The sequence below is a fragment of the Pseudonocardia oceani genome (genome assembly GCF_019263585.2).
GTDB classification, from domain to species: Bacteria; Actinomycetota; Actinomycetes; order Mycobacteriales; family Pseudonocardiaceae; genus Pseudonocardia; species Pseudonocardia oceani.
Map to the genome: position 1 here is coordinate 5942479 of NZ_JADQDF010000001.1, position 20272 is coordinate 5962750.

23 protein-coding genes are annotated in these 20272 nt (G+C 74.2%); 13 read left to right on the plus strand and 10 right to left on the minus strand.

What is annotated here, in order from left to right; all coding sequences use genetic code 11:
• Positions 1–34 precede the first annotated feature (34 nt).
• From I4I82_RS29790 to I4I82_RS29800, 3 genes are all read left to right on the plus strand, one after another.
• Positions 35–1468: a hypothetical protein gene (locus I4I82_RS29790; RefSeq protein ID WP_218591574.1), complete on the plus strand. Its 1434-nt coding sequence runs from the start codon at positions 35–37 to the stop codon at positions 1466–1468.
• Positions 1469–1551: 83 nt separating this feature from the next.
• Complete coding sequence (locus tag I4I82_RS29795; protein WP_218591575.1) at positions 1552–2172, plus strand: hypothetical protein; 621 nt, start codon at positions 1552–1554, stop codon at positions 2170–2172.
• Positions 2173–2180: 8 nt separating this feature from the next.
• Positions 2181–4658, plus strand: coding sequence for a pyruvate, phosphate dikinase (locus I4I82_RS29800; protein ID WP_218591576.1), 2478 nt, complete (start codon positions 2181–2183; stop codon positions 4656–4658).
• Between the two features lie 70 nt (positions 4659–4728).
• Here the strand turns inward: I4I82_RS29800 and I4I82_RS29805 are convergent, their stop codons facing one another.
• Genes I4I82_RS29805 through I4I82_RS29815 form a run of 3 tightly spaced genes read right to left on the minus strand, consistent with a single transcriptional unit; the run spans position 4729 to position 7421 of the window.
• Entirely contained in the window at positions 4729–5463 is a 735-nt protein-coding gene (locus I4I82_RS29805) for a tyrosine-protein phosphatase (protein ID WP_218591577.1), read from the minus strand.
• On the minus strand, positions 5456–6418 hold the full coding sequence (locus I4I82_RS29810) for an HAD family hydrolase (protein WP_218591578.1): 963 nt from the start codon (positions 6416–6418) through the stop codon (positions 5456–5458). The genes I4I82_RS29805 and I4I82_RS29810 overlap by 8 nt, the downstream gene beginning before the upstream one ends.
• Positions 6419–6422: 4 nt before the next feature.
• Positions 6423–7421: a DUF7064 domain-containing protein gene (locus tag I4I82_RS29815; protein ID WP_218591579.1), complete on the minus strand. Its 999-nt coding sequence runs from the start codon at positions 7419–7421 to the stop codon at positions 6423–6425.
• Positions 7422–7640: 219 nt separating this feature from the next.
• Between I4I82_RS29815 and I4I82_RS29820 the strand changes: the two genes are divergently transcribed.
• The 8 genes from I4I82_RS29820 (at position 7641) to I4I82_RS29855 (ending at position 15668) form a co-directional block, all read left to right on the plus strand.
• On the plus strand, positions 7641–7934 hold the full coding sequence (locus I4I82_RS29820) for a EutN/CcmL family microcompartment protein (protein ID WP_218591580.1): 294 nt from the start codon (positions 7641–7643) through the stop codon (positions 7932–7934).
• 61 nt (positions 7935–7995) lie between these two features.
• The gene (locus I4I82_RS29825; RefSeq protein ID WP_218591582.1) at positions 7996–8283 is read left to right on the plus strand and encodes a BMC domain-containing protein; all 288 of its coding nucleotides are present in this window, start codon (positions 7996–7998) and stop codon (positions 8281–8283) included.
• 44 nt (positions 8284–8327) lie between these two features.
• On the plus strand, positions 8328–9716 hold the full coding sequence (locus I4I82_RS29830) for an aldehyde dehydrogenase family protein (RefSeq protein ID WP_218591581.1): 1389 nt from the start codon (positions 8328–8330) through the stop codon (positions 9714–9716).
• Positions 9713–10528, plus strand: coding sequence for an ethanolamine utilization protein EutJ (gene eutJ / locus I4I82_RS29835; protein ID WP_226370321.1), 816 nt, complete (start codon positions 9713–9715; stop codon positions 10526–10528). Before I4I82_RS29830 ends, eutJ begins: the two co-directional genes overlap by 4 nt.
• Entirely contained in the window at positions 10525–11166 is a 642-nt protein-coding gene (locus tag I4I82_RS29840; protein WP_226370322.1) for a BMC domain-containing protein, read from the plus strand. The genes eutJ and I4I82_RS29840 overlap by 4 nt, the downstream gene beginning before the upstream one ends.
• On the plus strand, positions 11163–12437 hold the full coding sequence (locus I4I82_RS29845) for a malate dehydrogenase (RefSeq protein ID WP_218596273.1): 1275 nt from the start codon (positions 11163–11165) through the stop codon (positions 12435–12437). The genes I4I82_RS29840 and I4I82_RS29845 overlap by 4 nt, the downstream gene beginning before the upstream one ends.
• 13 nt (positions 12438–12450) lie before the next feature.
• Positions 12451–13485, plus strand: coding sequence for an alcohol dehydrogenase catalytic domain-containing protein (locus tag I4I82_RS29850; RefSeq protein WP_218593583.1), 1035 nt, complete (start codon positions 12451–12453; stop codon positions 13483–13485).
• A 20-nt stretch (positions 13486–13505) separates the two neighbouring features.
• Positions 13506–15668 carry a helix-turn-helix domain-containing protein gene (locus tag I4I82_RS29855; protein WP_218593584.1) on the plus strand — a complete coding sequence of 721 codons (2163 nt, stop codon included), beginning with the start codon at positions 13506–13508 and terminating at the stop codon, positions 15666–15668.
• A gap of 19 nt (positions 15669–15687) precedes the next feature.
• Here the strand turns inward: I4I82_RS29855 and I4I82_RS29860 are convergent, their stop codons facing one another.
• The 5 genes from I4I82_RS29860 to I4I82_RS29880 form a co-directional block, all read right to left on the minus strand.
• A complete protein-coding gene (locus tag I4I82_RS29860; protein ID WP_218593585.1) occupies positions 15688–15975 on the minus strand; it encodes a BMC domain-containing protein in 288 nt (95 codons plus the stop codon).
• Positions 15976–16094: 119 nt separating this feature from the next.
• Positions 16095–16604: a TetR-like C-terminal domain-containing protein gene (locus I4I82_RS29865; protein WP_226370323.1), complete on the minus strand. Its 510-nt coding sequence runs from the start codon at positions 16602–16604 to the stop codon at positions 16095–16097.
• Positions 16605–16629: 25 nt separating this feature from the next.
• Positions 16630–17466, minus strand: a complete 837-nt coding sequence (locus I4I82_RS29870; RefSeq protein ID WP_218593587.1) for an alpha/beta fold hydrolase — start codon at positions 17464–17466, stop codon at positions 16630–16632.
• A 79-nt stretch (positions 17467–17545) separates the two neighbouring features.
• Positions 17546–17746, minus strand: a complete 201-nt coding sequence (locus I4I82_RS29875; protein ID WP_218593588.1) for a hypothetical protein — start codon at positions 17744–17746, stop codon at positions 17546–17548.
• Between the two features lie 38 nt (positions 17747–17784).
• Positions 17785–18126 carry a nitroreductase/quinone reductase family protein gene (locus I4I82_RS29880; protein ID WP_218593589.1) on the minus strand — a complete coding sequence of 114 codons (342 nt, stop codon included), beginning with the start codon at positions 18124–18126 and terminating at the stop codon, positions 17785–17787.
• Between the two features lie 116 nt (positions 18127–18242).
• Here I4I82_RS29880 and I4I82_RS35120 point away from each other — a divergent pair, with 116 nt between their 5' ends.
• Positions 18243–18470 carry a hypothetical protein gene (locus I4I82_RS35120; protein ID WP_372451492.1) on the plus strand — a complete coding sequence of 76 codons (228 nt, stop codon included), beginning with the start codon at positions 18243–18245 and terminating at the stop codon, positions 18468–18470.
• Positions 18467–19225, plus strand: coding sequence for a DedA family protein (locus I4I82_RS29885; protein ID WP_218596274.1), 759 nt, complete (start codon positions 18467–18469; stop codon positions 19223–19225). The genes I4I82_RS35120 and I4I82_RS29885 overlap by 4 nt, the downstream gene beginning before the upstream one ends.
• A 45-nt stretch (positions 19226–19270) precedes the next feature.
• Here I4I82_RS29885 and I4I82_RS29890 read toward each other — a convergent pair whose 3' ends face one another.
• Together I4I82_RS29890 and I4I82_RS29895 are read right to left on the minus strand one after the other, a co-directional pair.
• On the minus strand, positions 19271–19693 hold the full coding sequence (locus I4I82_RS29890) for a nuclear transport factor 2 family protein (protein ID WP_218594629.1): 423 nt from the start codon (positions 19691–19693) through the stop codon (positions 19271–19273).
• A gap of 84 nt (positions 19694–19777) precedes the next feature.
• On the minus strand, positions 19778–20251 hold the full coding sequence (locus I4I82_RS29895; RefSeq protein ID WP_226370324.1) for a hemerythrin domain-containing protein: 474 nt from the start codon (positions 20249–20251) through the stop codon (positions 19778–19780).
• Between the last annotated feature and the right edge of the window lie 21 nt (positions 20252–20272).

Consider the following 20272-nt stretch of genomic DNA (forward strand, 5'->3'; position numbering starts at 1 on the left):
CCGACCCCCGCCGAACGGACAGGAGCACACAGCAGTGACGACGACCGAGGGCAAGCGCGCCACCTACAAGCAGCGGTACGAGGCCGGTGACGACGGCCTCCGCTTCCAGGAGCTCACCTACACCGGCAACTTCGTCGGCATGGAGCCCGTCACCGACGGGATCAAGGGCGACAAGATGATGAAGGCCCGCGCGAAGAGCGGGGTGCTGGAGAAGGTCTCGAAGGACGACGTCCTCAAGGACCAGTTCTCGATCGACGAGCTGAACGACCTCAACAACTACCTGGCGTGGAACATCTGGGACGTGCTCGTCATGCGTGCCACCGAGGGCGTCAGCGGCATGATCCCGCGACAGGAGTACGAGATCCTGGCCTTCATGCACGAGTTCTACCGCTGGCCGGAGATCCTGCGCATGACCACCGCCGAGGTCGGTGGCGCGCAGGGCGTCATGGACATCGGCGCCAGCGCCCGCCGGGAGATCGGTACGAAGATCAACTCCGTGCACGACTGGGCCATCGGCGCCGTCGGGTTCGGCATGGGGCGCTGCGGCCTGCTCGCGCTCGAGACGATCGGCCCGGACGACTACATCCCCGAGTCGAACGAGATCCTCAAGTTCATGCAGCGCGTGCTGTGGGGCAAGCGGCAGGACGGCTACCTGCTCAACTCGCAGGACCGCTACCGCTGCCAGATCCACGAGCAGGACTTCCTCGACCAGCTGGTCGCGCAGGTGGAGCCGCTGGAGAACGGCAGCCCGAAGCACGCGGCCTTCACGCAGTTCAACGCGGCCGCGGAGCTCCTGTCGTTCCTCGACCACTACGACTGCCGGCTGGGCCTGGGCGACACCGGGCCCTACGAGCTGCCCGACGGCACCATCCTCATCCTGCGCGACCTCTTCGTGAACGAGGAGGTGTTCCACTGGAGCGACGTCTGCGAGGACGCCAAGCTCCCGCACTGCTACACCCTCGCGCTGGTGATCGACCCGGAGAAGATGGGGCTCAACGAGATCCGGGTGAACGACATCTCCACCACCTTCACGAGGCCGAAGAACTACATCGAGGCCATCGTGGGCGGCGCGGTGTTCGCGCGCGAGAAGTGGAACACGCCCATGGGCGAGGTCTACCCGATCAAGATCGACGACCTCGGCGAGCACCTGGGTCGCGTGCAGACCGCCACGCTGAAGCTCTACACGAAGACCTCGAAGATGTGCCGCCGCGACCTGATCTGGAACGGGCAGTACGTCTACTACGTCGACATGATCCTGCCGCACCTGCGCAAGGCCGCGACGTACGAGAAGGCCTGCGTCGACTACGACCTGTGGGAGATCGACCAGCGCGTCTCCAACTACTACTACGACATCACCAAGCGTGGGTTCGCGCAGGAGACCGTGCCCAGCAAGATCTTCTCCGGGGCGGGGTACCTGCCGTTCTCCGACGATGCCGACCTGCGGAACTCGAAGGGGCGCTGGCTCTAGCGGCCCCCGCGCCACCCGTTCCTGAGTCGACCCCTCCGGGCGGCGCGGCCACGCCGCGCCGCCCGGCCCATCGTGGAGGACCCATGACCGCCCCGGTTCCGGACAAGACCGGCTACGACGTGCTCAACGTCGTGGCGCTGAAGAAGATGGCGTCCGCGCCGGCGATCGCCACCGACACCGGTGTCGACGCCGACGCAGTGACGGCCGTGCTCGCCGACCTGTCGGACCGGGGCCTCGTCGTCGTCGCCGGGGACGCCGCGCTGCCCACCGACGAGGCGGAACCGGCGCTCGCCGCGGCCGCCGCGAAGTACTACGCCGACCTGCGCAGCGACCCCGCCCTCGGGGACCTGGTGGACCGGTTCGAGACCGTCAACTCCCGGTTTCTGACCACGATGACGTCGTGGCAGCAGGTCGACGTCGGGGGGCGCAAGGTCGCCAACGACCACGCCGACTCCGAGTACGACGACAAGGTGATTTCCCGGCTCGACAAGCTCGTGCAGCGCCTCGGACCGCTCCTCGATGCTCTCGCCGCGCACGACGCCCGGTTCGCCGCGTACCCGCGCCGCTTCGCCGCGTCGATGGAGGCGATCGACGCCGGGCAGCACGACTTCGTGTCGTCCCCGACGAAGGACTCCGTGCACAACATCTGGTTCGAGTTCCACGAGGACCTGCTGCGCACCCTGGGACGGGAGCGGAAGGAGTGAGCGGCACCGTGGCGACGTCCGGTTCCACCTCGACCTTCACCGACGCCGATCCCGCCGACGTCGACCGGCTCGGTGGCAAGGGCGCGGGCCTCGCCCGGATGACCCAGCAGGGGCTCCGGGTGCCGCCCGGCTACGTCATCGGCACCGACGCCTGCCGCAGCTACCTGGCAGAAGGGTCGGTCCCGGCCGGCCTGGCCGACGAGGTGCTCGTCCGGCTCGGCGAGCTCGAGGCGGCCACCGGCAAGGCGTTCGGGGGCGGGCCGGTACCGCTGCTGCTGTCGGTGCGCTCGGGCGCACCGGTCTCGATGCCCGGGATGATGGACACGGTCCTCAACCTCGGTCTGGACCGGGCGGCGGCGGTGGCCCTGGCCGGGGCCACGGGCGACGCCCGGTTCGTCGCCGACCTGGTGGCCCGCTTCCACGCGATGTACGCCGAGACAGTGCTCGGCGCCCTCGACCCCGGCGCCGGAGTCGCCGGGCTGGTCGAGGCCGTCGACCCGGCCGGGGACGCGGGGGCGGCCTACGACCGGATCTGGTCCGCGTGCGAGCGCGAGCTCGCCGACGACACGGGCGACTCCGTCCCCGACGACCCCCGCGCCCAGTTGATGGGGGCGATCGAGGCCGTCTTCCGCTCGTGGAACACCCGGCGGGCCCGCACCTACCGCGACCACCACGGCATCCCGCACGACCTCGGCACCGCGGTCGTGGTGCAGGCGATGGTGTTCGGCAACCTGTCGGCCGACTCCGGGTCCGGCGTGGTGTTCACCCGCAACCCGGTGACGGGGGAGCCGGGCCTGTTCGGCGAGTACCTCGCGCACAGCCAGGGCGAGGACGTCGTCGCCGGGACCCGCACGCCCGACCCGGTCACCGAGGCGCTGGCTCCGGCCGTGCTCGAGGAGCTGCGTGGCACCTGCCTGGACCTCGAACGCACGCACGGCGACGTCCTCGACGTCGAGTTCACCGTCGAGCGCTCGGTGCTCTACTTCCTGCAGGTCCGCAGCGCCAAGCGCACCGCGGAGGCCGCGGTGCGGATCGCGGCCGATCTCGCGTCCGAGGGCCTGCCCCTCGCGCAGGCGCTGGGGCACGTCACGCCGGCGCAGATCCGCCAGGTGCAGCGCCCGGGCTTCGACGACGCCGAGGTCGAGCGCGCGCGGGAGGGGGAGCGGTTGCTCACCACCGGCATCGGGGCCTGCCCCGGGCAGGTCAGCGGCGAGCTCGTCCTCGACTCGGACCGGGCGAAGCAGGCGGCGGACGCCGGGCGGCGGGTGGTCCTCGCGCGACCGGTCACCAGCCCGGCCGACCTGCACGGGATGATCGCGGCGCAGGGCATCGTGACCGCCACCGGCGGCTCGACCAGCCACGCCGCGGTGGTCGCCCGCGCGCTGGGCACCACCTGCGTGGTCGGGGCGTCGGAGATGCGGGTGGACGAGTCCGCCCGCACGGTCACCGTGGGTGGACGCACGCTGCGCGAGGGCGACGAGGTCTCCCTCGACGGGGCCTCGGGCGAGCTGTTCGCCGGTGGCTTCACGACCTCGACCCCGGTCGCGGCGACGGCCGCGCTAGGTGCGCTGCTGGGCCTGGCGGCCGGGGCGAGCGGCTGCGAGGTCCTGAGCCGCGTGACCCTGCCGGCGGACGTCGCCGCGGCGGTGCAGGCGGGGGCGTCCGGCCTCGTCACCGCCGTCGACGACGTGCTCGCGGCCACCGGCCACCTCGACGGCCTGGTGCAGAGCCTGCTCGGGGACGGCGCGACCGGCGGTGTCGACCGCATCGCCGACCTCGTCGCGCAGGAGTTCACCCCTCTCCTGCGTGCGGCGGGCGACGGCGAGGTGGGTGTGCGGGCGATCGACCTGGTCGCCGACGAGGCCCGCGAGCTGCTGCAGCAGACCGCCGTGACGACCCGGCACCCGGAGCTGTCCGTGCCGCTGGGCCGCCCGGCGCTGATCGAGGCGCAGCTGGCCGGGCTGGCCCGCGCGGTGGAGGACTCCGGCGGACGGGCGGCGGTGCACCTGGCGGTGCGCCACGTGTCCGATCCCGCCGAGGCCCGGGCGCTGCGCGTCCTCGGTCAGGGCACGGGGATCGGCGTGGGCGCCTACCTGACCAGCCCGCGCGGGGCGCTCGCCGCTGGCGCCGTGGCCGAGGCCGGTGACGTCCTGTGGCTCGAGGTGCGGGCGGTGCAGGCGGCGGTGTTCGGGCTGCCCGCGCGCCAGCTGCTCACGGCCGAACCGCTCGACGGGTACCTGGCGCAGGGGATGCTGTCGTGCGACCCGCGCACCACGATCGACCCGTCGGTGGAGGTGCTGCTCGCGGGCGTCGCGGGTGCGGCCTCGTCGGTGCCGCGGTGCCGGGTCGGGCTGCGCCTGTCCGGCGAGGTCTCCCAGGAGGCCGCCGCGCAGCTGCACGCGATGGGGTTCCGCCGTTTCGCGGTCGACGCCGCGGAGACCCGCCCGCTCGTCCTCGCGCTGGGCCGGGCGGCCCTCGGGGTGTGATCGACGGACGCCCCGGCTCTCTGCCGGGGCGTCCGGTGGCTTTCAGGGACGATCAGGCTTTCAGGGACGGTCAGAACGGTCGGACCAGCAGGCCCGCGCGCAGGCGCTGCAGGACGCCTTCGTCGATGCCGCGCGAGCGCGACCAGGCCTCCGCGCCGCCGTGCAGGCGGTCGAGGCCGTCGAGGAAGCCGCGGATCGTGTGCACCTGGGCCTGGTAGACCTCGGCGGGCACCGCCGCCATGTGGTCGCGGTAGCGCGCCCAGCCGCGGAACCGCTCGATCACGCGCGGCATGTTCTGCTCCGTGCGCAGGTAGTCGGCGACGATCTCCTCGTCGTCGACGCCGAGCAGCCGCAGCAGGATCGCGGTGACGAGACCGGTGCGGTCCTTCCCCGCGGCGCAGTGCACGAGGACCGGGCGCCCGGCCAGCGCGCTGACGACCCGGACCACGGTGGCCAGCGGCGAGGTCGGCGACGCGAGGTGCTCCAGGGAGAAGTGCAGGCCCTGCTCGGCCGGGGGCAGGTCGGACACGGGCAGGTCGCGCAGCGGGGCGTTGAGGTAGCTGACGGGTGCCGCCGCCAGCGGGCCCCGGCCCTCCGTCACGGCCTCGGGGCCGATCCGCAGGTCGACGACCAGCTCCAGGGCCAGCTCGTCGACGAGGTAGGCCACATCGGCGGGGCTCAGCGCCTGCAGGGTGTCGCTGCGGAACAGGACGCCCGGCCGGACCACCGCGCCGGTGGGGGTGCGCAGGCCGCCGAGGTCGCGGAAGTTGAACGCGCCCTCGACGGTGTGGTGCGGTTCAGCCACGGCGGCACACCCGGCGCACGGCGTCGAGCAGCTCCCCGGACGCCGACGGTCCGCCGGCCACCGGCGGGGGATGCAGCGGCAGGGCCGGCAGCGCCGGGCGAGCGGCCGGCGCGGGTGCGCCGGTGCGCCGGGCCCGGCGCACCGCGGCCGCGACGCGGACCTGCTCGGCCGCGGTGCCGTCGTCGCCGGACACCGGGGCGGGTGCCGTGACCGGGGCGGGCACGGCGCACGCCCCCTGCGGCGGCCGGGCCGCGGCGTCACCCAGCAGGTGCGCGGCGATCTCCTGCGGCCACAGGGCGACGAACTCGGCGCCCGCCGCCGTCAGCTCCTCCACCGAGTGCATGCCCCAGGCGACGCCGACGACGCGGATGCCCGCGGCCAGCGCGTCGCGGACGTCCCCCGCGGTGTCGGTGACCAGCACCGTGCTGGACGGGTCGGGGGCGGGCCGCCGCCCGCCCTCGTCGTAGTCGGCCGCGCAGCGGCGGCCGAAGCCGCTCCCCGAGTCGGCCAGGAACGCCCCGATGGCGGCCCGCTTGTCCGGCGCCACGTCGCCGCCGAAGACGTGGGCGAAGCAGAACGCGAGGTCGTTGCCCACCAGCACGCGGCGCAGCACCTGCATCGCGTTGGACGACATCACCGCGAGCGTGCAGTCGCCCGCCAGCCGCCGCACGACGTCGGTCACCCCCGGCACCAGCGGTGGCGTGTACTCCTCGCGCAGCAGTGTGAGGAACGCGTCCTTGGCCCGCGCGGCGTGCGCGTCGTCGCGGCACAGCGCGCGGATCGACTCGAAGACGTTGCCGCGGAAGAGGTCGAAGTACTGCTCCGGCCGGTCGACGCCCAGCTCGAACCGCCTGCTGATCTGCTCGAAGATCTCCCACGAGGCGATGCGGGTCTGGACCAGGGTGCCGTCCAGGTCGAAGATCACCGCGCGGACCGGCGGGAGCGGGGGGCTCACCGCGTCACCCGGTGCCGTGGACCCGGTGGTAGGCCGCGCCCAGCTCACCGAGCCCGATGAAGTCCATGCACTCGCCGTAGCCGGTGAGGTCGCCGCACGTCCAGCGGTGCAGCGCGTTGTGCCCGACGGTGCCCGGCCACGCCTGCCACGGGAAGGTGGTGAGCGCGGTGCCCTCGAGCTCCCACGTCCGGTCCGAGGAGTCGGTCAGCGAGAGCTGGATCGCCTCGGGGTAGAAGCCGGTGCGCGAGGTGGTGCCACCGCCGGCCTTGAGCCCGTGCAGCTCGCCGTGGTCGAGCACGTACCCGTGGGTCATCGTCAGCGTCGACGGCGCGTCCGGTCCGGCGTCGGTCGTGAAGTCGAACAGCGCGTGCACGGCGAAGTCCTCCGAGAAGTGCGCGTGCAGCCAGCTCAGCCGCGAGGTCTGGCGCTCGGCCCGGACGCCCCAGCTGTGGTCCATGGTGGAGACGCAGTCGATCGGCGTGGTGGTACCGCGCAGGCTGATCTCGCCCTCGACCCGCCCCGTGAGGTCGAAGTGGCCGGCGTAGGCGTGGCCCCACGTGAGGTCCATGTCCTTGTCGGCGGCCATCGGGTCCTGCTGCGGGTCGTTGATGTCGTAGGGCACCGACAGGCCGGTGAAGCGGAAGTGCAGTTCCAGCCCCGCGGCGGGGTCGGAGTAGTCGACGTCCCAGACGCGGTTGGGCTCGCTGCAGACCACCGCGAGCCCGTTCGCCAGCCGGTAGTCGAGCAGGTTCGACGGCCGGGGCACCGCCAGGTGCTCCCAGGAGTCCCAGTAGTCGGCCGCCCACGGCATCGTCACGCGGCGGCTGTTCACCGACACCGTCGACCCGACGACGCCGAGCGGCTCGCGGAACAGGCCGTACACCCCGATGTTCATCGGCGTGGCGGTGTCCTGACCCGCGTACAGACCGAAGTAGTTGGTCTCGGCCCACAGGGGGTCGTCGCTGGTCGGGGGGTGGAACTGCGCGTCCTCGGGACGGATCACCGGTGAACCCTCCTCACGTCGGGGGCGGGCGCGCCCGGTGCGCCCGCCGTCCGGACCAGACTGGCCGGTCGGGTGGGGCCGATCCAGTGCGGCCGGGGACAACGGGTCCGCGCGACCTTGTCCCGCCGGGATAGGGCCAGGCGCCGATCGCCCGACCTACTGTCCGGCCACCGGCGACGCGGTCCCCCCGACGCCGCCACCGACGGAGGTGACCGCGCCATGCAGCTGGCCACGGTGCTGGGGCAGGTCGTCTCGACGGTGAAGCAGCCGGGACTCGACCGCTTCACCCTCCTCCTGCTGGCCGACGTCACCGGCGCCGACCCGGAGCGGACCACCGGCGCCGACTACGTCGCCGTCGACCTCGTCGGGGCCGGCGTGGGCGAGGTCGTCCTCGTCGCCTCGGGCGGCGCGGCGCGGGTCGCCGCCGGCGCCGACGCCCCGACCGACCGGGCCGTGGTGGCGATCGCCGACACGGTGGTCCGGGCCGGGACCGTCACCTACCGCAACACCTGAGCAACCGACACACATGGAGGACGTCATGGCGACACCGACCGGTGGCACCGGAGCTCCCGCGATGCGCGGGGCGCTCGGCCTGATCGAGACGAAGGGCCTGGTGGGCGCGATCGAGGCGGCCGACGCGATGGTGAAGGCGGCCAACGTCCAGATCGTCGGGCACCGCGAGATCGGCGGCGGCCTCGTCACGGTGATGGTGCGCGGCGACGTCGGCGCGGTGAAGGCCGCGACCGACGCGGGCGCCGTCGCCGCCGCCAAGGCGGGCGAGGTCGTCTCCGTGCACGTGATCCCGCGCCCGCACGACGAGACCGAGGGCATCCTCGCGATCCTGACCCGCCCGAAGGCGTGACGACCGGTCCCCGTCCCGTCCGACCGAGTCGCTGAGGTGTGGAGATGACCGCATCCCTGGATGCCGACCTGGCCGGCCTGGCCGACGTCCGGGCCAAGGCCCGCGCGGCCCGCCGGGCGTTCGACGAGCTGGAGGGCGCCGACCAGGCGACCCTCGACCGCATCGTGCGCGCGATGGCGGTGGCCGGTACGAAGGCCGCCGAGGAGCTCGCCCGCCTCGCCGTCGACGAGACCGGGTACGGCGTCTACGAGCACAAGGTCCACAAGAACCGCTTCAACACCGGCTTCGTCGCGAAGTGGATGCTCGAGCGCCGCGCCGTCGGTGTGCTGTGGGTCGACGAGCAGGCCCGCGTGACGGCCGTCGGCACGCCGATGGGGGTGATCGCGGGGATCATCCCGGTCACCAACCCGACGTCGACCACGCTGTTCAAGAGCCTCGCGGCGGTGAAGTCGGGCAACGCGATCGTGCACGCCCCGCACCCGCGCGCCGCGCGGTGCACGCTGCGGACCGCGGAGGTCATGGCCGAGGCCGCGGTCGCCGCGGGCGCCCCCGAGGGGCTGGTCTCGTGCATCGAGAACCCGACGCTGCCCGCGACGCAGGAGCTCATGCGCCGGCCGGAGATCGCGCTGGTGATGGCCACCGGCGGGCCGGGCATGGTGCGGGCCGCCTACTCCAGCGGCAAACCGACCATCGCCGTCGGTGCGGGCAACGTCCCGGCCTACGTCGGGGTCAGCGTCCCGGACGCGGCCGAGGCCGCCGAGATGATCATCACCTCCAAGTCGTTCGACAACGGCACGGCCTGCGTCGCCGAGCAGTCGGTCGTCGTCGCCGACGCGGTGGCCCCGGCGTTCCTGGCCGCCTTCGAGGAGCGCGGGGCGTACTGGCTCAACGCGGCCCAGCAGGAGCGCCTGGTGCGGGTCCTGTTCGACGAGCGCGGGGCGCTGCGGCCCGCGTCGGTCGGCCAGACCGCCGTCCGGCTGGCCGAGCTCGCCGGGTTCGCGGTGCCCACGACCACCCGGGTCCTGGCCGCGGAGCTCGACTCGGTCGGTGTCGACACCCCGCTGTCGCGCGAGATCCTCGGGCCGGTGCTCTCGGTCTACCGGGTCCGGGACGCCGTCGCGGGCTGGACGCGGTGCCGGGAGATCCTCGCGCTCGACGGCGAGGGCCACACCTGCGCGGTCCACGCCGCCGACCCCGAGGAGATCGCCCCGTTCGGGGCGCTGCCCGCCGGCCGCATCGTGATCAACACTCCGGCGCTGTTCGGCGGCATGGGTTACTCGACCGACGTCGACCCGTCCTTCCAGCTCGGCACCGGCACGTGGAGCGGCTCGATCTGCTCGGACAACGTCACACCGCTGCACCTGATCAACATCAAGCGGATCGCCCACGAGGTGCGCCCCTGGCGGACCGTGTACGACCCGGTCGAGCTGTGAGCGACGGGGGAGACCCGCGGCGCCTGCTGGAGAGCGCCGCCGGGCTCGTCGGCGCGGCCCCGGACGGGCCGCCGGCCGGACCGCTGCGGGTGGGCGTCGATCTGGGCACGGCCAGCTGCGTGCTGGTGGTGCTCGACGGCGACGGCCGGCCCGTGTGGGTCGACAGCCACCCCTCGGGTGCGCTGCGCGACGGCGTGGTCGTCGACTTCGCGCGGGCCACCGCCACCGTGCGGCTGCTGCGGACCCGCGCCGAGGAGGCGCTCGGCGTCACGCTGGCGTCGGCGGCCACGGCGTACCCGCCGTGCATCCCCGTGAAGGACGCCCGGGCCTGCACCTACGTCTGCGAGTCGGCGGGGTTCACCGACGTCGTGCTGGTCGACGAGGTCACCGCGGCACAGCGGACGCTCGAGGTCGTCGACGGCGTGGTCGTCGACGTCGGCGGCGGCTCGACCGGGGTCGGCGTGTTCCGCGGCGGCCGGCTCGACGCCCTCGACGACCGTGCGGGCGGCGGGCACCACCTCGACCTCGTGCTGGCCGGAGCACTGGGCCTGTCCGTCGAGGACGCCGAGGTGCACAAGCGCGAGCACCAGCGGGACTCCCTCCCCGTCCTCGTCCCCGGGCTGCAGCGGATCGCCGAGTCCGTGCGCGCCATGACCCGCGACGCCGAGGAGCTGCCGCTGCACCTCGCCGGCGGCGCACTGATGATCACCGGCGCGGGAGACGTGCTGGCCGAGTACCTGGAGCGCACCGTCGTGACCTATCCCCACGCCCTGCTCATCACCCCGATCGGCATCGCGAGGTCGGCGGCGTGAGCGCGCCCCGGGCCACCCCGACACTGCGCACCTACGCCTTCGTCGACCGCATGCAGCCGCAGTGCGCGGCGCACATCGCCGCCACCAGCCCCGGCGACGTCCCGCTCGCCGGGATGGCGGAGCTCTACATCGAGATGGCCCCCGGCAACGAGGTGTTCCGCGCGGCCGACATCGCGCTCAAGGCCGCCGGCGTGCGGCCGGCGCTGCAGATCATCGAGCGCGAGTTCGGCCTGCTGGAGATCCACTCCGAGCAGCAGGCCGAGGTGCTGGCCTCCGGCCAGGCCGTGCTCGACGAGATGGGGCTGACCGAGGCCGACCGCCTCAAGCCGGTGATCGCGTCGACGCAGTTCATCACGAACGTGCACGCCTACCAGGCGCAGCTGCTCAACAAGTGGCGCAAGGGCTCGATGATGATGCCGGGCCAGAGCCTGTTCGTCATGGAGGTGGCCCCGGCCGCCTACATCGCCGTCGCCGCCAACGAGGCCGAGAAGGCCGCGAACATCACCGTGATCGAGCTCCGCGCCGTCGGCCGGTTCGGGCGGATGTTCCTCTCCGGCACCGAGAGCGAGGTGCAGACCGCCCGCGACGCCGCCGTCGCCGCGCTGGAGGGGATGCACGGGCGCGAGGCGGCGAGATGACGGTCGTGGGGGCCGCCGACGTCGACGCGGCCGCGGCACGCGGCGTCCTGCAGGTCGGCGCCCGCGACATCGTCACCCCGCTGGCGCGGGAGCGGGCCCGTGAGGCGGGGGTCGAGATCGTGGTCGCCACCCCGGGCGCCGCCGCCGCGGTGGCGGGGGACCGCGCCACGCCGTACCCGTCGTCCCCGGTACCGGCGTCCCCTGTCGCCCGGCCCGCCCCCGCGGCCGCGCGGGTCCGCGTGGAGGCGGCCCCGCCCCCGGTGCGCCCACCGTCGGGCGCGCTGTTCCGGCGCGGTGCGCCGCTGCCGCCCGCGGTCCGCCCGGGCGGGGCCGGCCCCGCCCGGGGAACGACCGGACGGGTCGTCGTGGTCGGGGCGGGCAACGTCGGGACGATCACCGGGATGCGCCTGGCCGAGGCCGACGTGTTCGCCGAGGTGGTCCTGGTCGACATCGACGAGGGCCGGGCCGCGGGCGTCGCGCTGGACCTCACCCACACCGCCGCGCTGTGCGGGTTCGCCACCCGCGTACGCGGCGCGGGCACGGTCGAGGCGGCCGGGCCGGCCGACTACGTCGTCATCACCGCCGGGAAGGCCCGGCAGCCGGGGATGAGCCGCTCGGACCTGACCAGCACGAACGCGGCGATCGTGGGTGACGTCGCCGCGCGTGTAGCGGTCACCTCGCCGCACGCGGTGGTCGTCGTGGTCACCAACCCGCTCGACGAGATGACCCAGCACGCCTGGCGGGCGTCGGGCTTCCCCCCGGAGCGCGTGCTGGGGATGGCCGGCGTCCTGGACACCGCCCGCTTCCAGGCCCTGGCGGCGCTCGACGGCAGCGTCCGCGCCGACCGGGTCGAGGCGTGGGCGCTGGGCAGCCACGGCGAGGAGATGGTCATCCCGCTGTCCCGGGCCAGCGCCGACGGCCGCCCGCTGGGCCCCGGTGTCGACGCCGTCGTCGACCGCGCCCGCGGATCGGGGGCGGAGGTCGTGGGGCTGTTGAGGTCGGGCAGCGCGTTCCTGGCGCCCGGCACGTCGGCGGCGCGGATGGTGCTGGCGATGGCGGCCGACAGCGGCGAGGTGATGCCCGCCGCGGTGCTGGCCGACGGCACCTACGGCATCCGCGACGTCTACGTCGGACTGCCCGCGCGGCTGGGCCGCGGCGGCGTCCGGGAGATCGTCGAGCTGGACCTGCTCCCCGACGAGCTCTCGGCGCTGCACGAGGCCGCCGAGCGGATCCGCGAGCGCGTCGGCCGGCCGGCCGGGGACGCGGCGTGAGAGCGGCAGCGCGGTGAGGGCCGTCGTCTTCGCCGGCGACGGGCGGGTCAGCGTCGAGTCGGTGACCGACGCGGCGGTGGCCGACCCCACCGACGCCGTCGTCCGGGTCCGGCGGGCCGCGGTCTGCGGCACCGACCTGCACACCGTCACCCACGCGGAGCACGTGCCGCGGGGCACGGTGCTCGGGCACGAGTTCGCGGGTGAGGTCGTCGAGGTCGGGCCGGCGGTGGTGGGCCACCGGGTCGGTGACCGCGTGGCGGGTGCCGACTTCACCGCCTGCGGCACCTGCTGGTGGTGCCGGCGGGGCGACCACTGGGAGTGCGCGCAACGGCGGTTCTTCGGCACCGGTGCCGCGTTCGGCCCGGCCCTGGCCGGCGCCCAGGCGGAGCTGGTGCGCGTCCCGTTCGCCGACACGGTCCTGCGTCCGGTGCCCGCCGACGTCGACCTGGACGCCGCGGTGTTCCTCGGCGATACCCTCGCCACCGGCTACGCCGCCGTGCGGCGCTGCGGCCTGCGCCCCGGCGACACCGTCGCCGTGCTGGGCGGCGGCCCGGTCGGCCAGCTCACGAGCCTGGCTGCGCAGGCCTGCGGCGCCGGGGTCGTGGTGGTCGTCGAACCGGTCGACGGCCGACGGGCGCTCGCCGCGCGCGAGGGCGCGCTGGGCACCGACCCCGACGGGGCACGCGCGCTGGTCGAGCAGGTGACCGACGGCCGCGGCGCCGACGCGGTGATCGACGCGATCGGCGGCCCGCGCGGGCTCGACGCCGCGTTCGGGCTGGTCCGGCGGCGCGGCACCGTCGTCTCGGTGGGGGTGCACGCCGACCCGACCTGGGCGCTGCCGGTCGCGCGAGCGTTCGCCGACGAGCTGACGCTGCGGTTCGCCATCGGCGACGTCATGCGCGACGGCGACGCACTGCTTGCCCTCGTGCGCTCCGGCGCCGTCGACCCGACCGTCGTCGCCTCCGAGACGGTCGCGCTCGACGACGCCCCGGATGCGTACCGGCGGATGGCCGAGCGACGTACGCTCAAGTCGCTGATCGCGCTCTGAGCCCGGCGGAGGTGGGGTAGATGACTGCGACCGAGCACCGGCCCGTGCTGGATCTGAGCGCCGAGCGCGAGAGCATCGCGTCCCTGCTGCAGACCCTGCCCTCCGACGTCGCCGAGGCCGCCGGGCAGCTCGCCGGCCGGGCGTCGCTGCTCACCGGCACGCCCGTCACCGTCGCGGCGTGGACGGGCGAGCGGTGGACCGCGCTGGCCGGGTCCGGCACCGGGGTCGCCGGCCTGCCCCAGACCGGTCCGACGGCCGGCAGCTGCCGCGACCGCCTGGGCGTGCTCGCCGTCGACGACGGGTCGGTCGCGATCTGCTGGGACCCGGCCGTCCGGTGGGACCCGGAGTGGAAGAGCCTGCTGCGGCAGGCCTGCGCGTGGCTGTCGCTGCTGCTGGGCCGGCAGACGACCGCGGCCGAGATCGAGGCGGCCGGCGCCGAGGCCGGGGTCGTCCGCGACGTCGTGCGCCAGCTCCTGTCGGTGCGCGACGTCGACCGGCTGCTGCTCTCGATCGCCGAGCGCACGCTGGGGCTGCTCGACGCCGACATCTGCGGCGTGATGCTGCGCGAGGGCGACGTCGTGCGGATGCGGTCGTGCGTGGGCAACCGCGTCGCGGAGACCGCGCGGCTGCAGATGCGCCGGGGCCAGGGCGTGGCCGGCCTCGTGTTCCTCACCGGCGAGCCGGCCAAGGTCGACTCCTACCTCGACGACGAGACCATCAGCGACGACTTCATGTCCCTGGCCGAGCGCGAGGAGACCCGCTCCGCGCTGGCCGTCCCGCTGCGCCTGCAGGGCGAGTTCATCGGCGTCCTCGAGGTGTGGCGGCGCCGCCGGTCGATCTTCACCGAGCACGACACCCGCCGGATGGTCACGCTCGCCGACTTCGCCACCATCGCGATCGACAACGCCCGCCTGCACGACGAGCAGGCCGCGTCCACCGCCGAGACCGAGCGCGCCCGCGACGCCCTGCAGCACCAGGTGGCCGTGCTCGACCACTCGTCGCGCCTGCAGCAGACCCTGCTGTCCACCGTCATCGAGGGCGGAGGGCTGCCCGCGATCGCCCGCACCGTCGCCACCGAGTTCGACTGCGAGGTCGGCGTCTACGGGCCGGACGGCACGATGATCGCCTCGCACACGGGCTACCAGGTCGTGGGCTCGCTGCCCGAGCGGCTCGCGTCGTCGGCGGGCCGGACGGGCGAGCGCGAGCAGTGGATCCGGCCCGTTTTCGCCGACGGCGACCAGGTCGGCCGCGTCCTGCTCGTCCAGGGACGGCGGTCGGCCGAGATGATGGAGGCGGTCGCCGGGCAGGTGGCCATGGCCTGCTCCCTGGCGCTGCTGCGCCAGCGGGCGGCGAGCCGGGCCCGGTCCGAGGCGATCGAGCAGGTCCTCTGGGACCTCCTGCAGGGGCCGGTCGAGCACCGCGTCGCCGCCCGCACCCGGGCGCAGCAGCTCGGCGTCACCCTCACCGGGGCGCTGCGCGTGGTGCACGGCCAGATCGACAACGTCGAGGACCTCGCCGCGCAGGAGGGCTGGGACACCTCGCAGACCGACCGGGTCCGGCGCGACGTCCTGCGCACCGTCCGCGCCCTCGACGACGGCCGCGGCCTGGCGCTGGCGAGCCTGCGCGGCGACCTGCTCGTCGCGGTCGCCGCCGACATCGACCGCACGGCGGTCAAGGACCTCGTCACGGCGTTCTCGTCGGCGGTGCACCGCCACCAGCCCGGCCTGCGGCTCACGTGGGGCGTGAGCCGGGAGCACCACGACGCCATCGAGCTGCCCAGCGCGCTGAACGAGGCCCGCACCGCGCTGTCGGCGGCGCGCCGCCTGGGCGGGCAGAACGTTTTCCTCTACGAGGAGCTCGGCATCGTGCGGCTGCTGCTGGGCACCGGTGACGATCCCGACCTGCAGACCTTCATCGACGAGGTCACCGGGCCGCTGGTCGCCTACGACCGCGACAACGACGGCGCGCTCATCCGCACGCTGCGGGTCTTCTTCGAGTCCGACTGCTCGCAGCGCGTGGCGGCGGAGCGGCTGTTCATCCACCACAAGACGCTGCGCTACCGGCTCGAGCGGATCCGCCAGCTCACCGGCCTGGACCTGAGCCGCCACGAGGACCGCATGCGGGCCGACTTCGCGCTGCGGCTGCTGCAGGTCAACCGGGCCGCCACAGACGAGACCGGCTGAGGCCTCACCGGGGGAGGTCTCAGGAGGTCGGGGTGATCGCCTGGCCGAGCACGTCCTCGGTCTCGCCGTGCGGGCGGGCGATGATGTGGCTGGCGTACAGCTCGCCGACGCGCAGCGCGGCCGCCTTCCCGGCGTCCACCGCGGCGTTGACGGCGCCGACGTCGCCCCGCACGACGATCGAGACCTGCCCGTTGCGCAGGGTCCGGTAGCCCTCGATCTCCACGTTGGCCGCCTTCACCATCGCGTCGGCCGCCTCGATGGCCCCGACCAGGCCCTTGGTCTCGATGAAGCCCACAGCACCGGCCACGGTGATCCCCTCCGCCAGGGGCGCCCGGTGCGCCCGCGCTCTCCCCGACGCTAGCCGTCGGGACCGCACGGGGGGCTGTCCTCGCGGGACAACGGGCGCCGCCCCCGTTGTCCCGGGCGTCACGGCGTCCGCAGTCCGGCGGTGACCATGTGGACGAGCAGCTCGTAGGTCTCCTCCAGGTCCTCACGGCGCTGGAACGCGCCCTCGATCTCCAGCACCGCGAACCCGTGCACGGCGGCGCGCAGGCAGCGGGCCGCGTGGATCGGGTCGAGGTCGTAGGCGCGCAGGGACGCCACCAGGACGTCGACCAGCCTCTCGCCGGCCTGCGCCCCGATCGGCGAGGGCGCCTGGTCGGCCGCCGCGTAGCGCTGCGGGTGCTCCCGCACGTACCCGCGCCACGCCGTCATCAGGGCGCGAACCGCTTCGTCGCCGGAGCGGCCCTGCACGACGCCGCCGATGCGCTCGGTCAGCTCATCGACAAGCCGGACCGACAGCAGCGAGCGCAGCTCGGCCAGGTTGCGGACGTGCTTGTAGAGCGACGGCGTGGCGACGCCCGCGCGGGCGGCCACCGCCGCCAGCGTGAGCGCGGCGGCGCCCTCGTCGTCGACCAGGTCCAGGGCGATCTGCACGACCGCGTCCGCGGACAGCGTCGCCCTAGCCACGGGCGTCGGCCCCGAGGAACGACAGGACGGCCGCCACCACCTCGGCCGGGAACTGCACGTGCGGGTAGTGGCCCGCCCCGTCGATCACCTCGACGCAGCCCAGTCCCGGTGTCATGGCCGCCACGACGCCCTCGCCCTCGGCGCGCGCGTCGGTCCAGTCGGGGTCCAGCGAGCCCTCGATGATCAGGGTGGGGCAACGCACGTCGCCGAGCAGAGCGCCCGCGTCGGTGGGCGCGGAGGTGCCCATCGCGGCGAGCACCTTCATGCGGCCGGGCCGGCGCAGGTCGTCCTCGACGGCGGCGAGGTGCTCGGCGACACCGGCGGGCCGAGTGCCGGGGTAGGCGTGGTCGAGGTAGCGCATCCACAGCCCGACGCTGCGGAACAGCCCCGCGCCGACGAGCAGGGACATGCCGGTGCGGTAGCGGGCGTCGGTGACGAGGCCCCGCACATCGATCTTCTGCGCGCGCGTGAACGGGCTGATGCCGACGATGGCGGTGACCAGGTCGGGCTCCTGCGCCGCGGCGATGGTGACGGCGCCGCCGGCGAAGGAGTGGCCGACGAGGACGGCCGGGCCCCCGAGGTGCCGCACGACGGCGAGCAGGTCGGCCGCCGAGTCGGTGCGGGTGTAGGACGCCCAGCCGGTGCTCGACGCGCCGTGCCCGCGCTGATCGACCGACGCGACGCGGTAGCCGGCACCCGCGAGCGCGGCCGCCATCTCGCCGAAGGCGGCCCGGTTGTCGCCCATGCCGTGGGCCAGGACGACCAGCGGCCCCTCGCCGACAACGTCGTAGGCGAGCCGGCCGCCGTCGCGCTCCAGGAACTCCGTCATGTCCATCCACTCCTCAGCTAACGTCTATAGCTAGAAAGCTAATGACATTAGCCTCAGGAGTCAAGGCGTTCCCGGGAGGTCAGTCGTCGTCGACCGCCGGCTGGTGGCCCTGCGCGGCGGGAACGTCGACCTGCGGGCCTCCCGGCACCTCGGCCATCGGCTCGACGCCGGCGGCCAGGTCGTCGGGCGGGGCCGACGGCGGCGAGGCGTGCTGGTCGTCGGCGGCGGCGCGGCGGTCGTCGTCGGTGCGGTCCTGGGGGTTCGTGTCGTCGGTGGTCACGGTGCCGGCGTACCCACCGGCCCGGGCGGCCACCCGCGTCAGACCGGATCGAGGCGCACCGCCACGACGGCCCGGCGCCCGGCGCGGGAGGCGACACCGTGTCCCGCCCGCTCGACGCCCCCGAGCCGGACCGAGAGCGGCGCGCCCTCGCCCGTGAAGTTGCGCCACCACTTCTTCCGGTCCGGGAGCTCGACCCGGATCGTCACGTCGTCGCCCTCGCGCCGGTAGGCGACCGGGATCGTGAAGGTGCGGCCCGACCGGCGACCGGTGTAGGTGACCACCGTCATCGACCCCGCCAGCAGCCGGCCCCAGCGGGGCGAGAGGACGAGCGGCCGGACGACCGCGTTCACCGCGACCGCCATGTTCTGCAACGCGTTCATGCCGTTCCTCCCGTGGGTTGTGCCTCCGGTCTACCGCACCGGCGACGTCGCGGTGGGCTCGCCGGGGGGCGGCGTCGCTGTGCGCGGGGTGGACGGTGCAGGACGTCGCCGCCCACATGACGTGGGTGACGCGCCTGCACGACGGTCTGGGATCCGCTCGTCGACGTCCTGGTGCACGGCCAGGACATCGCGCGGCCGCTGGGCCGGGAGCTGGTGATGCCGCTGCGCCCCGTCCTCGGTGCGCTGACCCACGTCTGGTCGACCTCGGGCTACGGGACGCCGAAGCGCTTCGCCGGGTTGCGGTTCCGGGCCACCGACGCGGCCCGAACGGGGGAGAACGATGAGCGAGGCGGGGGAGACCGGCGCGGGGAAGACCGGGCCGGAGGAGCTCACGCAGGCGTGGCGCGACGCCGTGCCGTGGGACCACCCGATGTCGCGGGGCGACAAGGTCCTGGTGTTCGCGACGCTCGGCGTCCTGGTGCTGATGCTGGCGACGCTGTCGGTGCGGCCGTTCCTGCTGGCCTCGCACCCGGTGGCGCTGAGCGCGGTCACCGGCAGCCTGTCCGCGATCGGCGCCGGGGCGGCGTTCGCGCGGATCGGCGAGGGCGAGCTGTGGCCGGTGGTCGTGGCGGGCGTGTTCGGGATGGTCAAGTTCGACTGGCTGTTCTGGCTGGCCGGACGCCGGTGGGGAGCGAAGGTCATCGAGCTGTGGGCGCCCGGCGACGTCGCGAAGCGGTTCGTCGCGCGGGTCCGGTCGTGGCCCGCGTGGGCGATGCCGCTGGTCGTCATGGCGGCGGCGCTGCCCGGCGTCCCCGCTCCGGCGGTGTTCGCGCTGGCCGGGCTCGGGGGCACGGGCGTCGTCCGGTTCCTGCTGTTCGACGCGCTCGGCGCCGCGGTGATCGTGGGCCTCGTCGCGGGCCTGGGGTTCTGGGTGGGGCAGTACGCGGTCGACGTGGTGCTGCTGATCGACGAGTACGCGCTGTGGATCACCCTGGCGCTGGTCGTGCTCGTGTCGTTGCGGGCCGGGTACCGCGGCTACCGGGAGGACCGCGCGAAGAAGGCGCGGGAGGCGGGCGGGAAAGCGCCCTCGACGCCGTGACCCGGGTCGGGGCCACGGCCGTCGAGGTCGTCCGACCGGCCGGGCTCAGTCGTCGAGCAGCCAGGGCATGAACGGCACCAGCGGCGTCACGTCGGCATAGAGCTTCTCGGTGTGCATCCTGTCCCCGTCGAACAGGAACACGCCCATCGAGCGGACCTCGACGACCTGGCCCGTCTGCTGCCCGTCGAACCCGTCGGGGAACACGGTCAGCACCTCGACGGCCGTCGCGTCGTCGGCGTGGTAGAACGCCTCGCCGATGTGGGTGTTCGGGCCCATCGAGTCGAAGAAGGTCTGCAGGAACTTGCGCACGTCGTCGCTGCCCCGGACGGTCTTGCCGGCGCTGACGAGGTCGTAGGCGGGCTCGCCGCCGAAGGTCGCGAGAACGGCGTCGACGTCCTTGGCGCTCTCGCCGTCGAGGTGGGCGGCGAGCACCTGCTCACGGGCGGCGATGATCTCGGGGGTCAGCATGGTGGGTGCTTCCCTTCCAGGGTCTGCCAACGGTCGACAATCGACGGTCGCGCGTCGTGATCGTAGGTCCTGGGGCCGGTCCGGTCAGGCGATCGGGCCGAAGAGATCCGCGGCGGTGAGCTCGTCGTCGTCGAGGACGCCCAGGGCGTCCAGGACGTCGAGCAGCCGGCGCTCCTCGTAGCGGAAGTGGGTCTGCACGACCGCCTCGATCCCGTCGAGGTGGCGCAGCTTCACCTCGGTGGACGCCTCCTGCTCGACGGCCCGCTGCAGCTCGCCGATCAGGTGCTCGATCATGTGGTGGTCCTGCACCAGCTGGGCCACGACCGGTGCGAGGTCGGGACGCCGGTCGACCAGCAGGGGGAACAGGGCCCCGTCCTCGCTGCGATGGTGGCCGGTGAGCGCCGTGCAGAACCCCCAGCAGTACAGCAGCGGGGTCGCGGCGAGCGGGTCGACGGTGTGCTCGTCCTCGATCGACTCCCGGGCGAGGTCCAGGGCCTCGACCAGCCGCCGGTGCACCCGGCGCATCTCCTCGCTCCACGCCCGCAGCCGCCCACCCACGCGATCCCCCGCCGTCGGGAC